Below are 16,486 nucleotides of genomic sequence, written 5' to 3'. Positions count from 1 at the left end.
AAATAAAATTACGGTTTGAACATTGACAACAAGAGCTGGAATAGTCAGGTAAGAATTTTCACCATAAGGGCAGAGACCCTGCAAAGGAGCGTAGCTGACATCCACCTCATGGCAGGTAGAACGAAGGAATTAAGGACGAAGATCCTGTGAGAGATGGGAGGGTAAGCCCCATGAGATAAGTGGAGGCATTCCGCCAGAATATGGAAATAACAAGTGAGGTTTATTAAGGTTACGCTTTTGGAGGGAATATGAGTAAAAAATGATAATATAAGCCATAGAAGGTTCTTGTTGCAATGAGAAAATTGAAGAAAAACGGAGATATCGTGAGAAAATGAAAGATAATAGAGGGAGGTTGTATTATGTCAAAGTTAAATGAAACCATATCAAGAATTACAGATTTAAATAAAGAAGCCATAAAAATGGCCCAACAGCATCTGGATATGCTCACAAAGCCGCAGGGAAGCCTAGGTGTACTGGAAGATATTGTGAAGCAACTGGCAGGTATTACAGGTAATCCCATGCCAAAATTAGAAAAAAAGGTTGTCATCATTATGGCGGGAGATCACGGAGTTGTAGAAGAAGGTATAAGTGCATTCCCCCAGGAAGTAACACCCCAGATGGTACTAAATTTCCTGGCAGGTGGCGCAGCTATAAATGTGCTTTCTCGCCATGCAGGTGCTGAAATCGTGTGCTGTGATATAGGTATCGCTGTTGATGTAGAGCACCATGATCTTATAGTAAGAAAGGTAAGGCGCAGTACCAATAATATGACTAAAGGCCCTGCAATGAGCCGAAGCGAAGCTATAAAGGCCATTGAGGTTGGCATAGAAGTAGCAGAAGAACAAATCGCTAAAGGCGCCTCAATCTTAGCTACAGGAGATATGGGCATAGGAAATACCACCCCCAGCAGCGCCATACTTAAGGTATTTACAGGATGCCCTATAGAAAAAGCCGTCGGCAGAGGTACTGGCTTAAATGACAACGGGTTAGCCAGGAAAGCTATGGTCATAAATAGGGCTATTGAAATAAACAATCCTGATCCAGAAGATCCTATAGATGTTTTATCAAAAGTGGGTGGATTAGAAATAGCAGGATTGGCCGGCGTAATATTGGGTGGCGCCGCCCACAAAATCCCCGTGGTTATCGATGGTTTTATCTCAACCGCTGCAGCCATGATAGCAGGCAAAATTGAGCCTAAAGCTATTAATTACATGATTGCATCCCATGTGTCTGAAGAACCCGGTCATAAACTCATGCTGGAAACACTGGAACTTTACCCTATGCTACATATGAAAATGCGCCTTGGAGAAGGCACCGGTGCTGCACTGGCTCTTCACATTATAGATGCAGCAACCCATGTTCAGAGTGAAATGGCTACTTTTGAGTCAGCTGGCGTAGCAACAGCAAAACAATAACCTCTGATATCATTGTCGATTGGGCTTATTTATTCGCTCCATGATATAATCTCTCTTTAAAACGCCAAGGACAAACAACCCAATAGCTACAGCTGACACTGATATAACCAAAACATAGTTTTTATTATATAGATTGGCACCGATATATGAAGAAAAAACTATCCCTGGCAAACGGGCTAAAAATGTGATCGTTAAATATTTATAAAGTGAAATAGGGGTTATACCTGCAATATAAGACAAAATATCCTTTGGCATACCCGGAATAAGAAATAAAAGAAAAAGCGCCATCTCGCCTTTTGGGTTGTTTATAAAATTATCAAACCTGGACAACTCATCGGGCGAGATAATTTTTTTTAATGCGCTATACCCTAAAATCCTAGCAATTTCAAAACAGATAAGCGAACCTATAGTTATCCCTATAACTGATAAAATAGAACCTAATATTGTACCGTAAATATATCCTCCTGCTATCTGAACGACCTCTCCAGGTATAATAAATACCACAACCTGTATTATTTGTATAAGGATATACATTAAAAACGCCTTACTTCCATATCCCTCGATCCATTTTCTAAACAGCTCAGGATCTCTAGCTAAAAGCGATATATAGTGGCCATATTTAACCATAAAAACCATGAATACAGTTACAAATCCTATAAAACCGATAATTTGCCATTTAAAGGCTTTAAACTTATCCCACATAAAAATCCTCCAGCAGTCACTTCATGACAAAATAAGTACCTGTTGCCAATGCCATAAGTCCACCATTTTCATCAAATATTTTACCTTCTGTGACAATGGTCTTATTTCCATAGTGCAACACCCTGCCTTCTGCTGTAGCAACACTTCCGATTTTACCAGGTGCTAGAAAGTTTACCTTCATCTCAAGAGTAACCACATCTTTCCCTGTTGTAAAGGCCGCTGTACCCATTGCAGCATCTAATAACGTGGCAGTCACACCACCATGCGCAATACCTATCGTATTTGCATGTTCTTCATTAAACTTCAATTGCAAAATTGCATAACCTTTCCCTACTTCTTTTACCTCAACGCCCACATGATTTTGAAAATTCATTTTATTATTAATCCAGACAATTTTATCAAACACTGCTCTATCCAATCCATCGTTTTTTATCTCCACAAATTTCACCTCATCATATGATTGATTCTGCATAAAATGCATACTCAATTATAACACACCCAGCGCTGTAAACACAACTGAATTGTACGACAATTGACATCTTTTCTCATCTCATTTTCGGAAACAACATATTTGTAAATATTGTAAATTGCGAATTCAATTATTATAATCATTATTTTAAATTAACAAAAAATATGATATAATAGATGGGGTATTAGTCTTTCGAGTTTTCCAAAGGAGGGGCTCTTTTATTGAATTTTCTAAATTTTATTTATAAAGCAGTAATAGCTCTTCTTATCATTTTAATTTCGTTTTTTATATTGGCCATGATCATTGCTTATCCGATTAATAATAAAAGACATTATATTTTCAGCACATCAAATTCTGTGAAGGAGAATTATACAATGCAAAAGGACAATAAATTTATCCAATTGGTGGCTGTACAGTTTAAATTGAATCCTCATGATTTTACCCAATCTCAGAATTTTAAAGCAAAGATAGACTCAATAATGGCTAACATAAAAAGCAGGATTGACCCTAAATACAATACATTAGTCGTTTTCCCAGAAGATACTGGAACAATGCTGGTATTGGATGGAATGGACAATGTCATTAAAAGTTCACATACATTAAATGAAGGTATTGAAAAATCCATAAGACAACACATTATAACAATGGGCATAGAAAAAATACTTTATCGAACCAGCTGGCCTAGAACACTATTTTTGTATAAATCACAAGACATGGCCAAAACATATTTTGAAACATTCTCCAATGCAGCAAAAAAATATGAAGTATATATCGTCGCTGGTTCTATTTTGCTCCCCGACTATAAAATAAAAAATGGTAAATACTTATCTTTAAAACCCAGAGATAACAAAGTATACAATATCTCATATCTTTTTGGTCCGGATGGCTTAATTATAGGAAGACAAAAAAAGGTTTATCTTATCGATCTCGAAGGGCCACAGGGCCTTGATGTTCAGCCAGCCAAACTTTCTGAGCTTAAGGTATTTAACACGCCCATGGGCAAAATAGGTATCGCCATATGTTTGGATGCATTTAAACAGGACGTCTTAAATGAATTAAAAAAGCAGGGTGCTGATATTCTGGTACAGCCATCCGCTAACCCGGGGCCATGGACTTATGAACAAAGGGAAGACTGGTTAAACGGTTCATGGTTCGCAGTAGCAAAGCAAAAGATGTTTAAATACGCTATCAACCCCATGATGACAGGCAGTATTTTAGATCTTCAGTTTTATGGCCAATCATCCATAATCGCAGCAGATATGCACACATCAGGACCTAATTATTTTGAGCTTAATAGCACCTATGGATTTGTCTCATTATCGAAACACTTTGATGATGAGGAAATAATTATAGCTAAGGTTCCACACCCTTGATACTCATATTCGATGTTGATAAAAGACCCTATAAGCTTTTTAGGGTCTTTTATCTTTATTTTGTTGTTTTACTTAAAGCTTTCAATATATCGCCAAGTCTCTTAATATAATCTCCATAAGAACTCCAATCACCAGCTTTTATGGCACTATCAGCTTTTTGATAAAGATCATTGGCTTGTCTTATAAGATCTTGTACGCTTCCTGTGGGTAATGCTGATACCTGATTATTATTAGGTTGCGGCGTCGCAGTTGTTATATTGAATATCTTGTTCAATGCCGCATTTAGTGTCTCTTCCATTACAATCTTGTTGTCATAGGCAACTATAACCCTTTTTACTTCAGGTATGCTTTCTCTAGCATCTGATTTTATATAGAGCGGTTCTACATAAAGTATAGAATTTCGTATAGGAATAGCAAGCGTATTACCCCTTAAAACCTGCGATCCTTTCTGATCCCATAGACTCAATTCTTTTGATATGTCAGGGTTATTGTCTATTTTAGCCTCTATCTGCATAGGACCATAAATGGTCATGCCCTTTGGCATAACATAGGTCTCCAGTTTTCCATAATTTGATCCGTCCATCCTCGCTACCATATATGCTACCAGATTATCTTTTTGCGAAGGTGTAAAAGGAATTGTGAGGACGTATTCTTCCTTTTCCATACCCGGAAGCTTTGCTATCATGTACTGTGATTCTTCAGGTTGGGTTTTATCATAGTATTTTTCCTTAGCTATATCATAATAATCTTCCCTGTTGTAAAAGACTGTTGGATTTGACATATGGTAATTTCTATACACATCAGCCTGTAAGTCAAATAAATCCTGAGGATATCTTATATGCTTTTTTAAGCCCTCGGGCATCTTAGAACCGTCTTTAAATAGCTCAGGAAATATATTCTTATAAACCATTGCCACAGGATCGCTTTTATCTACTATATAATAATCCACTGAACCATTATAGGCATCCACGACAACTTTTACAGAATTTCTTATATAGTTGATCCTTTGTCCATCAAAAAACTCATAAGGTTGTGAATAGGGATAGCTATCACTGGTAGTAAATGCATCGATCATCCAATAAAGTTTCCCATTGTCAATCACAATATACGGATCTTGATCGTATGTCAAAAACGGCGCTATCTTTTCCACTCTCTCCATTATATTTCTATATATAAGTATTCTACTTGACGATTTTATTTCCCCAGATACCAATAGCTTTATATCGCCGTAGTTGACTGCAAAAAGCAATCTATTAAGAAAATTCATGGGTATTCCGGCTTTTCCTTTATATACAGATTCTACATTGTCCGCTCCGGAAGGATAATCAAATTCCTTTAATGCCGTATTGGTTATGACATAGTTATTAGTCAACTCACCAAAGTATATCTCAGGTCTTGTAACCTTTACGTTATTATCACTTACAGGTGGAATATCTTTTATATACATTATAGGTTGCCCTTGTGAGTTTACACTATTAACAGGCGACATGACAACACCATAGCCATGGGTATATTTGAGATGTTCATTTATCCACGTCTTCGCCTGATCTGTGAGATCCGGAATTGACATTTCTCTAGCCGACAAAAATACCTGAGTGTATTTCCCGGAAATATTATACCTGTCGATATCAATATCATTAAACTTATAATAAAGTCTTATACCCTGCAATTGATTATAAACCTGACTCACTGGTCTGTAATCATTGATCCTTATATTTTCAATAGTGTTTTTCTCCTCTTCCAGTGATTTTGCTGTCAGACTTTCTCTATAGTTAAAATCTATCCTTTTTACTCTGTCGAGGCCAAATCCCTTTTGAGTGTATTCAATGTTGTATTTTATATATGGCATTTCTTTCGTCAACTCATTAGGAGATACTATCAACTGCTGAACAATCCCTGACACAATACCAGATAATACAATAATCACAACCATGACAATAGGACCTATAGCTATAATCTTTAAATTTCTCATCAGTGCGCCTATCAAAAACAGCATGCCAGCTAAAACCGAAACCACCATCAACACCCTGTATGCAAAAAGCGTAACGTGAACGTCGGTATAACCAGCGCCAAACACTACACCTCTTGATGAATAAACAAGATCAAAAGCCTTAAAATAATACCCTACTCCAAATAGCACAAAAAGTATGAAGCCAAAAACAGCTATCCTTCTGATCAATATTTTCAGTATATCCTTATTAGAATAAGCCATCAAAACATTTTCGTCGTCTGAAAGTCTGTAAAAACGCGTGCTATCAGACAGATACATAAGCACGTAGAGCACAACCGTTATAATCGCAAGTATAAAGAGCAGCACAGTTATAAAGCTAAAAACACCTTTTATAAAAGGTAGCTTAAACATATAAAGACTTATATCCTTCTTAAACAGGGGATCATTGATATTGAAATTAACTGAATTAAAATAAGACAAAGCTTTGCTCCATAAATTATTGGCAAGGCTCACCGATGATATAAGCGATATGATTAAAGAAGCTACAATGATAGCAAAATTATAACCTCTGAATTCATGCCCGTTGCTGTAATCGGTGCTGAATTTTATAAAATCTCGCTTTATTTTCTGCAAGTAAATATACATTATTATAAATACTATAATGAATACCGGTATACCTATTTTCAATTCAGCGATAAACCTCGTAAAAAACACCTGAGTATAGCCCAGTTCCTTAAACCATTGATAATCTATTATAAGCCCTGACAACGACAATATTGAAAATAATAAAACCAGTAATAATGCTATGACAGAAAATATCCATACTTTCCTACCCGTTATCATAACATCTTCCCTTTCCTAATGAGTATATCTATATTATACCTTTAATATACAAAATTCTCAATAAGCAAACAAAAAAGACCCTTTAATCGGGCCTCTATAGCGGAGAAGGAGGGACTTGAACCCTCGCGCCGGGTTATCCCCGACCTACAGTCTTAGCAGGACCGCCCCTTCACCAACTTGGGTACTTCTCCACATTATTATTTAGTTCTGGCGGAGAGGGTGGGATTCGAACCCACGGCCCTTTCGGGTCACTAGTTTTCAAGACTAGCTCCTTAAACCGCTCGGACACCTCTCCGTCAATGACGATATAAAGTATATCATATATTATATCGCATGTCAAGGGTACATCACTTATCTTATTTCTTTAACGCCGCCCATATATTGATGAAGTACTTCCGGTATGACTACAGAGCCATCTGCCCTTTGGAAATTTTCCAATATAGCTGCAACGGTTCGTCCTATGGCTACGCCGGATCCATTCAGCGTATGAACATACTCCGGTTTAGCCTTGGGTGCCCGCCTAAATCTAATTTCGGCTCTTCTTGCTTGAAAATCTTCAAAGTTACTGCAAGATGAAATCTCTACATATTTTCCATAGCTGGGCATCCACACCTCTAAATCATATTTCTTAGCAGGAGTAAAGCCAAGATCAGCAGTACTTATTGCCACAACCCTGTAAGGTATCTTCAGCAATTGAAGGACTTCTTCCGCGTCCCTTACCAATTTTTCTAATTCATCATAGGAATCCTCTGGACGTACAAATTTTACTAATTCCACTTTATTGAACTGATGCTGCCTTATAAGGCCCCTGGTATCTTTACCGGCTGCTCCGGCCTCAGCCCTAAAACATGCACTGTACGCCACGTGATAGATAGGCAATTTATCGCCATCTATTATACTCTCTCTATACATATTAGTGACCGGGACCTCTGCCGTGGGTATTAAAAAATAGTCTGTGCCGCTCACTTTAAAAGCATCTTCTTCAAATTTAGGCAACTGTCCAGTGCCGATCATGCTCTTCCGGTGCACCATAAATGGCGGAAATACTTCTGTATAACCGTGTTTGGTAGTATGAAGATCCAGCATAAAGTTTATGAGACTGCGCTCCAATCTAGCTCCTAGGCCTTTGTAGAATACAAACCTGGACCCTGTAACCTTTGACGCAGTAGGAAAATCTAATATGCCTAAGTTTTCACCTAATTCCCAATGAGGTTTTGGCTCAAAGTCAAACTTGGTAGGTTCACCCCAACGCCTTACTTCTACATTATCTTCATCGCTTTTGCCTACAGGTACGCTTTCATGAGGTATATTAGGTATGGTAAGCAACAGGTTATAAAGGTCATCTTCTATTTTACCTAATTCCGCCTCTATATCCTTTATATTCTGAGATACCTCTTTCATCTCTTTTATCTTTTCACTGGCATCTTTGCCTTCTTTTTTTAATCTTGCAATTTCCTCAGATTCTTCATTTCTGAGTTTTTTTAAGTTTTCTACCTTGTATAACAGTTCTCTTCTCTTCTCATCCATTTCTAAGAAGCGATCAAGCTTACTGGTATCTTCACCCCTCTTTATAAGGGCCTGCCTTAACTCATCCGGATTATTTCTAATTCGTTTTACATCTAACATATATTTCCCTCCTGACATTTTTGCAATCGATGCCGGTACACCCATATATAAAAACCAAAAAGACCCCATCCCATAAGGGACGAGATCTTCCCGCGTTGCCACCCTACTTGACTCAACTTTTAGTTGAGCCCTCTTAATAGTATAACGGACCCCCCGTTTGTGCCTACTGGATTCAGCACAAATGCTCCAGAACGGACTTCAATACAGCCGGCACCTGTTTACAGCAACCACAGGCTCTCTTCAGCCACACTGTATTTACTTTTTTCCTTCATCGCATTTGATTACAATGTTTACTTTAGTTATATAATAGCATAAACAGAATTTTTGTCAATATTCATCTCGCAATAAAATGTTATTATTCTGTGATATTGTCATATTAAAAGTATTCTGCGATAATGTCAGTATGAGAAAGGAAGAAATTAATATGACAAAGAGGGAATTACAAAAATTAATCATTATTCAAAAAACAATTGAAAGAAAATTAATAGTGAGGGAAGCTGCGCAGGCTTTAGGCCTAAGTGAACGTCAAATCTTTAGATTAAAAAAGGGGGTTAGTGAACAAGGTGAGTCTTTTGTCATTCATAAAAATAAAGGTCGTAAGCCTGCTAATGCTACCCCTCCAGAAGTTGTTAATAAGGTTATCTATTTGAAACAAAATGTGTACTTTGATGCTAATTTTTCTCACTTTAGAGATCTACTTGAAGAAAGAGAGGGGATTATACTTAGTCAACCTACTGTGTATAGAATTTTATCCTCGGCCGGTATCGAAAGCCATAGAAAGCATCGTAAAACTCATAAAATACATAAAAGAAGAAAACGTAAACCTCAAGCTGGAATGTTAGTACAAATCGATTGCAGCCCCTTTGAATGGCTACCTAACATGGGTAAATTGGCTTTGCATGGCGCTATCGACGATGCTACCGGACAAGTCCTTGGCCTTTATCTTACCGAAAACGAGTCTATGGAAGGCTATTTTGAAGTAATGCGCCAGGTTTTCACTCAATATGGTATACCTATCGCTCTTTATAGCGATAGACACACTATCTTTGCTTCTCCTAAAAAGAATAAGCTCTCTATAGAAGAACAATTAGAAGGCAAAATGGCAAATCAAACTCAGTTCGAAAGAGCCATGAGTGAATTAGGTATTTCCATGATTTATGCTTCTTCTCCTCAAGCTAAAGGACGTGTTGAAAAACTGTGGGATACTCTTCAGGATAGGCTCAAAGTAGAACTTAGATTAGCTGGTATTGATTCTACAGAAAAAGCTAACGAGTTTTTGAAAGAATTTCTAATAAGATTTAATGCTAAATTTGCTGTGGAACCTGAAGATCCTATCCCTGCTTTTAGAGACTTGCCTTCCAATGTGGATTTGGATAACATCCTTTGTATTAAAGAAACTAGAATGGTCGATAATGGAGGTGTATTTTCTTTTAAAGGTGACTATTATCAACTAATAGACGAAAAAGGTAAAATAATACCCGTTCCACCACGGAGCAAAATAATCGTCCTTTTAAACTCCAGGATAGGAATACGGGTACAGTACGGCAACCAAGTATTTGCCGTACAAAAACTCGACGAACGTCCCAAAAAGCTTCAAAAAACTATTCAATCAACTTCATCAAGCAAATCAAAAGCTCATAAGCCAGCTTCCAACCATCCATGGAAGCAAAACGGAACAAGCACAAGCTTATACTGGTGGGAGGAATATGACAGAGAACTTATAAAGTCTCTGTACGATTCCACCTGTGCTTGGCGTTAGTTAATATATTATTTTAGGCTTACAGCTTAACTTCATGATACCAATAAAAAATAGATACGTCAATAGTGAAGGGATAGTTGGATAATGCCAAATTTTACCAAGCTGTAAGTCACAAGTGGTATTGTCTTTTTTGCTATTTTTTAGGAATCAATTGTATTCATATACTATTAATGTAAACTGTGCAACCGCTCGTTAAAAATACCTTAATACAATAAATTCTATTTTTGGGTTAATTATTTATGATAACAATGACATTTTTGGTGAATAATTTTTATATTTTTATTATGACATTTTCGCTGACTATTGACATATTCATCTCGCAATAAATCACTATATTTGCTATAATTAAGTATCATAAGCAAAAGGAGTGTACAGATGGATAAAGATAGGTACGCACAACTCTATCATAAATACATGTTTTACATCATTATAGCATTTATTGTCTATCTGGTTATATTTAAACTGTTGCCTGCGTTACTACCATTTATCGTCGCTGCTATATTGGCAATTATTATCGACCCTATTATAGAATTTCTAGAACACAAATTAAAAGTGCCTCGAGGATTAGCCGTAGCAATAACCATGCTTTCATTGTTTGGCTTAATTTTATTAATCATAGTAATAGCTACAACACAAATAATAGCAGAACTTCAAAAGTTACTAAGAATATTACCAGAGTATTTTTATACAGCAAACAAAGACATAAATACCATTATGTCGCAGATAGAAGCGTTATATGCTAATCTACCTAAAAACATAACAAACCTCATACAGAATAACATCGACAATATAGTAAATACGCTGTATGGTATGACAAAAACCAGTATAAATTATTTGATAAATTTATTCAGCAATATACCGCATATGTTCATGATTTCAATGATTACTTTAATTGCAACCTTTTTTATGAGTAAAGATAAAAATATTATCGTACCGTTTATATTAAAACAAATACCAAAAAATTGGGCCGACAACAGTCGCAACATAAAAACAGATCTTTTTAAAACATTGTTTGGATTTTTAAGGGCAGAATTGACTATTATGCTCCTCACGTTTATTGAATGCTCTATAGGCCTTTTAATTATAGGATTTGACTATGCATTCTTAATGGGATTGGTTGTAAGCATTGTGGATGCATTACCCATACTGGGCAGTGGCTCTGTTCTGGTGCCCTGGGCACTTATTTTGATATTTGTGTATCACAATATAAAGACAGGAATATATTTGCTCATATTATACGCTATTATAATAATTTTAAGGCAACTTATGGAACCACACATTGTCGGTAGCAGCATAGGATTACATCCATTGGCAACTTTGATGAGTATGTATCTAGGGCTGCAATTCATGGGATTTATAGGTTTATTTATGGGACCGGCTTTAGTTATAATTGTAAAAGCAATACAAAAATCAGGTCTCCTGCCGCCATTTAAAACTTGATATTAAAAAAGCGCCATCTTTGGCGCTTTTTTAATCGCTTTTATCTCGCATTTTTTATACCTACACCTGCAGCAGCTAAGTTTTTGCAGCTGATTTCGGCGCTTTCTATAGACGGCCTTTCAAAATCTTCTTGCTCAACAATATACCACTCTATACCCAACTCGTCAGCGGATTCAAAAATCTCATGAAAATTAATTGTACCATTTAATATTTCCGTATCTTTTCCCGTCTTCTCGTCTAAGTCTTTTAAGTGAATTATCGGCAACCTTCCTGCATATTTTTTAACAAAGGCGACAGGATCTTCACCGCCTTTTTTCACCCAATATGTATCTATTTCTGCTTTGACATATTCAGGATCTGTAAGTTCAAAAAGTATGTCAAGGACATATTTCCCTTCTAATTTTTCAAATTCATGGGCATGATTATGATAGCAGAAAACAAATCCGTTTTCAGCCATTTTTTTACCAATGTAGTTGAACTTATCTGCAAGCTTTTTAAATTCATCCATGTTTTGAATTTTGTTCAGAAGCAAATAAGGGCATGTAATATATTTAGTACCTATTACGCTGTTGTACTTCAAAACTCCATCCAAATCCTTCTCCAATGCATCAAATCCGACATGGGAACCAGCAGAGATTAAGCCAAACTCATCCAAATATTTTTTCATTTCTTCTGCAGTAAGATTCCCATACCCTGCAAATTCTACACCATCATAGCCCATATCCGCAACTTTTTTCAGTGTGCCTACAAAATCCCTAGGCATCACATCCCTCAAAGTATACAACTGAAGTCCTAATGGCAATCTTTTCATACAAATAAACATCCCCTTTTTACTTTTTATTTTTAAACTATTTTTAATTATTTAAACTGTGAATAGGTGCGGGAATCCTTCCACCCCTCTTCACAAATATTTCTGGCGAAAATCGGTTTACTTCCATTATCGGTGCCCTGCCCAAAAGTCCACCAAACTCAACCCATTCACCTACCTTTTTACCTGGGACAGGTATAATCCTCACCGCTGTCGTCTTTTTATTTATAACTCCTATTGCCATTTCGTCAGCTATAATACCAGCTATAGTATATGGCGAAGTATCACCAGGTATTGCTATCATGTCCAGCCCAACAGAGCATACGCATGTCATCGCCTCTAGTTTTTCTATTGTAAGGGCACCTGCAGATACTGCATCTATCATTCCAGCATCTTCACTCACAGGAATAAAGGCACCACTTAAACCGCCTACATATGATGTCGCCATTACCCCACCTTTTTTTACAGCATCATTGAGCAATGCCAGGGCAGCCGTAGTCCCTGGAGCTCCACAACGTTCCAAACCCATTGCTTCCAGTATATTCGCTATACTGTCGCCAATAGCAGGCGTTGGAGCCAGAGACAAATCTATTATACCAAAATGACTTTCCAATCTCTGTGCTGCCAATCTGCCAATAAGTTCTCCAGCCCTGGTAATCTTAAATGCGGTCTTTTTTATGGCCTCTGATAATTCACCAAAATCAGCATCACTGCCTAATTTCTCTACAACCCTATGTACAACACCAGGACCACTTATACCTATATTTACCGTACTTTCCGGTTCACCTACCCCATGAAAAGACCCTGCCATAAAAGGGTTGTCCTCCGGCGCATTCGCAAATACAACCAATTTTGTACATCCAATACCATCTTTATCAGCAGTAAGATCCGCTGTTTCTTTTATGATATTTCCCATTATCAATACCGCATCCATATTTATGCCTGACTTTGATGTAGCCACATTTACAGAAGAACATACCCTTACGGTTTCAGATAAAACCTCAGGGATGGATTTTATCAGATTTAAATCACCTTTTGTAAATCCCTTGTGTACCAGAGCAGAATAACCACCAATAAAATTTACTCCTATCTCTTCTGATGCCTTATCCATAGCCTTTGCAATCAACTTGAAACCTTCTGAATCAAACCCATCGCCTATTATAGAAATTGGCGTAACAGATACCCTTTTATTTACAATAGGTATGCCATATTCGCTTTCCAGATCTTCTGCTACTTTTACTAGATTTTTACCAAGTTTTAATATCTTATTGTATATTGCCTCAGCTGTCTTTGATGGATCATCTCTCCTACAATCATTCAAATTTATACCCAACGTAATGGTTCTTATATCCAGGTTCTCAGCCTGTACCATCCTTATAGTCTCTGTGATCTCTTGAAATGCAATTCCCATCTCATTCACCTATATCCTCTGCATGTAATTAAAAATTGCTTGCTTTTGTGCATCAATTTTAACACCTATTTTATTGCCCAATTCATCCAGGTTCTTCTTAAACTGATTAAAATCCACTGTACACAAACTAATATCTACCACCATTATCATAGTAAAAAGACCATTGATAAGAGTTTGATTTATATCTACTATATTCACGTTGTATTCAGCAAGCATACCGGAAATAGAGGCTATAATACCTATTTTATCCTTACCCACAACTGAAATTACAACTTGATCTTCTTTGTTTTTATCTTTATCAGGCTTCACGATACATTCATCACCCACGTATAACGTTTTTAAATTACTTTTTGCCCATGACTTTGCATCTGCTGTAATAATAGTACCCTCCGGATATTTTAAAGTGTCACCACTTTCTTCTTTGATAACCTCTAGCGTTATTATATTTTTCATATTTATCTCCTTGAAGGTAAGCCTCCTCATAGGTTGATTTTACAACTCGACTTTTATTATATCATATCCACCGTTATTTTGAAATAAAAACTTATTTTTATCTCATGATACTTTTTATAGCGCTGAATAAATCATTTTTACAAATATTATTGCTACTCTTCTCCCTATCCAGTGTACCAAAAACCTCATCATATAGGTCTAAAGCGGCATCATCTTTGCCGTCGGACACTACTTCTTTGTCCGACATTTTTCTTCGTCCTACGTCGGACGTGTCTGACATTTGAATTTTATTATACAATAAATTACCTTTATTATCGCCATTTCTTGTGTCTGACAACAAAGAACTGAATAATAATTGTACCAGCTCTGGTCTGCCGTACTTTTCTAAATGTGCAAAAGCTGCAATTAACTTTAATATACTTTTACTTCTATTTTCTTGTTTGTTCAACCATTCTAAAACCAATTCATCTACATCGTCAGTTATCCTAATAGACAGCCTATCTCCTATTTTTATATCATTTTTCTTACCCATTTAAAAGCAACCCCTGCCGCAACTTTATTCTTGTTTGGAAATAGCTACTTCCTCTTCAAATACCTCTTTTTTTTCTTCCTCACCTGATGCAGCTATAAAGGAAATACTTTTCAAGTATCCTTCAGCATTGGCCATCAAGGGGTTTTCTGCAAACTCAAGCCTGGAAAAATGGAGGTATTTATCTAAGTAATTTTTTAACGTTATGGCTCCACCTCCTACGATAAAAGCCGTATGCACGTCATTGATGTTCAATCCATGCATGTCCAATTCTTTATAAATTTGATTTGCCATTACCCTCGTAAAATCTTCAAAATGTCTTTCTGCCATTTCTGTAAGTGAAATCTTATTGCCTGAAAATTCTATAAAGCCATACCTGCGCAAGTAATAATCAAGTTTATGCCTGCTGGTTTCATATCCATAACTATTTTTTAAATCTAAAAGGATGCTATTGAGAGGATCGGCAATTCCTTTATTTATACCAAAAAATCCTTTACCGATAAAAGTACCATTTTCCATGGTGGAAACATCAACCGTGAGACTACCTATATCTATTATCAGTATAAGCTTATCTCTTAAATGTTCGTATTTTTCTTTAAAACGCCCTTTATCATCGTAAAGTATACTGAGCGCTGCACTGGTTCCCTCCGGTATTACTTCAACTCTATCAATTATTATCGTTATTTGAGCTCCTTTAAAATTTGGACTATGAAAGGTAACTTTATGAGTACCTTTTAAACGTGATTTAAACAAATCCAGCAATCTATCATTAAAGTACTCTTCAGTAGGAAGCCCGGCACCCAATGTTACATATTCCTTCTTTACAGGATTATTTTCATCATACAATGCATATGCCAATGACGCTAATATCATTATGTACGTCGTGTCGCTTTCGGCTTTCGTCTCACCCCTGCTTTTTTCTATCATATCGCCTCTATTTTCTTTAAAAGCAAGACCTCCAATAAAATACCGCCCTAAATCCTTACCTTTACTTTCTATTGAAACATCTAATAAATTACTTAAATGACCCATTTCCTGCCCAAATACCCTTCTGTTGTAACCAGCTGATATTAAATTCATTATGTTTATTTCATTGTCTTTTGCTTTGATCTTTATGCTATCGTTACCGATATCAATGCCTATTAACTTCATATTAAATCATCCTCCATTACCTTTTTTAGTATTTATATACATAATATTCTACATCTATATTAAATTTCCTTCTTTTGCTATTTAAAAATGTCATATCTTTTTATATGTCAGACAAACTAAATGGCTATATATTGCTAAAATCTATGTCTGACAAAATAAAATGTCGGACTCATCAGATAGAATGTCTGACAAGTCCGACACATTAATTCAAAATAAAAAAGCACCTGATATGCAGATGCTCTTAACTTTACTGTTATATTATTTTAGACCTTGAGAGGATAGAGGATGTGAGGTCAAGGCCTCGACCTATTAGTACTTACCAGCTTAAAGCATTTCTGCTCTTACACCTTAAGCCTATCTACCTCGTCTTCTTCGAGGGGTCTTACTACCTTTACGGTATGGGAAATCTTATCTTGAGGCGTGCTTCACGCTTAGATGCTTTCAGCGTTTATCACTCCCGGACTTGGCTTCCCAGCCGTGCAGTTGGCACTGCAACTGGTTCACCATCGGTCCGTCCTTTCCGGTCCTCTCGTACTAGGAAAGGCTCCTCTCAAA

At 36.6% G+C, this 16,486-nt stretch carries 13 protein-coding genes, 2 tRNA genes, 1 rRNA gene and 1 other annotated feature; of the genes, 4 read left to right on the top strand and 12 right to left on the bottom strand.

All coding sequences use genetic code 11. The annotated features are described in order from the left end of the window. Positions 1-359 precede the first annotated feature (359 nt). Positions 360-1,415, top strand: coding sequence for a nicotinate-nucleotide--dimethylbenzimidazole phosphoribosyltransferase (gene cobT, locus BUB87_RS12685; RefSeq protein ID WP_073346183.1), 1,056 nt, complete (start codon positions 360-362; stop codon positions 1,413-1,415). Between the two features lie 9 nt (positions 1,416-1,424). Here cobT and BUB87_RS12680 read toward each other — a convergent pair whose 3' ends face one another. Both BUB87_RS12680 and BUB87_RS12675 read right to left on the bottom strand, forming a co-directional pair. Next, complete coding sequence (locus tag BUB87_RS12680; RefSeq protein ID WP_073346180.1) at positions 1,425-2,117, bottom strand: TVP38/TMEM64 family protein; 693 nt, start codon at positions 2,115-2,117, stop codon at positions 1,425-1,427. A 16-nt stretch (positions 2,118-2,133) separates the two neighbouring features. Beyond that, the gene (locus BUB87_RS12675; protein ID WP_073346191.1) at positions 2,134-2,556 is read right to left on the bottom strand and encodes a PaaI family thioesterase; all 423 of its coding nucleotides are present in this window, start codon (positions 2,554-2,556) and stop codon (positions 2,134-2,136) included. 404 nt (positions 2,557-2,960) lie between these two features. Between BUB87_RS12675 and BUB87_RS12670 the strand changes: the two genes are divergently transcribed. Continuing rightward, entirely contained in the window at positions 2,961-3,959 is a 999-nt protein-coding gene (locus tag BUB87_RS12670) for a carbon-nitrogen hydrolase family protein (RefSeq protein WP_159432421.1), read from the top strand. A 55-nt stretch (positions 3,960-4,014) separates the two neighbouring features. On the opposite strand, the gene BUB87_RS12665 is transcribed toward BUB87_RS12670, so the two are convergent. The 4 genes from BUB87_RS12665 to serS all read right to left on the bottom strand — a co-directional run bounded on the left by BUB87_RS12665 (position 4,015) and on the right by serS (position 8,379). Beyond that, positions 4,015-6,753, bottom strand: coding sequence for a UPF0182 family membrane protein (locus BUB87_RS12665; RefSeq protein ID WP_073346174.1), 2,739 nt, complete (start codon positions 6,751-6,753; stop codon positions 4,015-4,017). A gap of 100 nt (positions 6,754-6,853) precedes the next feature. Continuing rightward, positions 6,854-6,944 (bottom strand) — tRNA-Ser (locus BUB87_RS12660). 17 nt (positions 6,945-6,961) lie between these two features. Continuing rightward, positions 6,962-7,048, bottom strand: a tRNA-Ser gene (locus BUB87_RS12655). Between the two features lie 56 nt (positions 7,049-7,104). After that, positions 7,105-8,379 carry a serine--tRNA ligase gene (gene serS / locus BUB87_RS12650; RefSeq protein ID WP_073346171.1) on the bottom strand — a complete coding sequence of 425 codons (1,275 nt, stop codon included), beginning with the start codon at positions 8,377-8,379 and terminating at the stop codon, positions 7,105-7,107. 72 nt (positions 8,380-8,451) lie between these two features. Beyond that, positions 8,452-8,660, bottom strand: a binding site (T-box leader). 143 nt (positions 8,661-8,803) lie between these two features. Here serS and BUB87_RS12645 point away from each other — a divergent pair. After that, entirely contained in the window at positions 8,804-10,138 is a 1,335-nt protein-coding gene (locus tag BUB87_RS12645; protein WP_073346169.1) for an ISNCY family transposase, read from the top strand. Positions 10,139-10,513: 375 nt separating this feature from the next. Beyond that, positions 10,514-11,578, top strand: coding sequence for a sporulation integral membrane protein YtvI (gene ytvI / locus BUB87_RS12640; protein ID WP_073346166.1), 1,065 nt, complete (start codon positions 10,514-10,516; stop codon positions 11,576-11,578). A 40-nt stretch (positions 11,579-11,618) separates the two neighbouring features. Here the strand turns inward: ytvI and BUB87_RS12635 are convergent, their stop codons facing one another. The 6 genes from BUB87_RS12635 to BUB87_RS12610 form a co-directional block, all read right to left on the bottom strand. After that, positions 11,619-12,389: a sugar phosphate isomerase/epimerase family protein gene (locus tag BUB87_RS12635; RefSeq protein WP_073346164.1), complete on the bottom strand. Its 771-nt coding sequence runs from the start codon at positions 12,387-12,389 to the stop codon at positions 11,619-11,621. Positions 12,390-12,432: 43 nt separating this feature from the next. After that, complete coding sequence (locus BUB87_RS12630; protein ID WP_073346188.1) at positions 12,433-13,797, bottom strand: PFL family protein; 1,365 nt, start codon at positions 13,795-13,797, stop codon at positions 12,433-12,435. 9 nt (positions 13,798-13,806) lie between these two features. After that, positions 13,807-14,250: an ACT domain-containing protein gene (locus tag BUB87_RS12625; protein WP_084111312.1), complete on the bottom strand. Its 444-nt coding sequence runs from the start codon at positions 14,248-14,250 to the stop codon at positions 13,807-13,809. Positions 14,251-14,347: 97 nt separating this feature from the next. Then, positions 14,348-14,782, bottom strand: a complete 435-nt coding sequence (locus BUB87_RS12620; RefSeq protein WP_073346161.1) for a hypothetical protein — start codon at positions 14,780-14,782, stop codon at positions 14,348-14,350. 24 nt (positions 14,783-14,806) lie between these two features. Next, a complete protein-coding gene (locus BUB87_RS12615) occupies positions 14,807-15,931 on the bottom strand; it encodes a ParM/StbA family protein (protein ID WP_073346159.1) in 1,125 nt (374 codons plus the stop codon). A gap of 289 nt (positions 15,932-16,220) precedes the next feature. After that, positions 16,221-16,486: ribosomal RNA gene (locus BUB87_RS12610) — 23S ribosomal RNA — on the bottom strand; the annotation flags it as partial.

The sequence above is a fragment of the Caldanaerobius fijiensis DSM 17918 genome, from assembly GCF_900129075.1.
Taxonomy (GTDB): Bacteria; Bacillota; Thermoanaerobacteria; order Thermoanaerobacterales; family Caldanaerobiaceae; genus Caldanaerobius; species Caldanaerobius fijiensis.
This window is presented reverse-complemented; position numbering and strand designations above follow the sequence as displayed.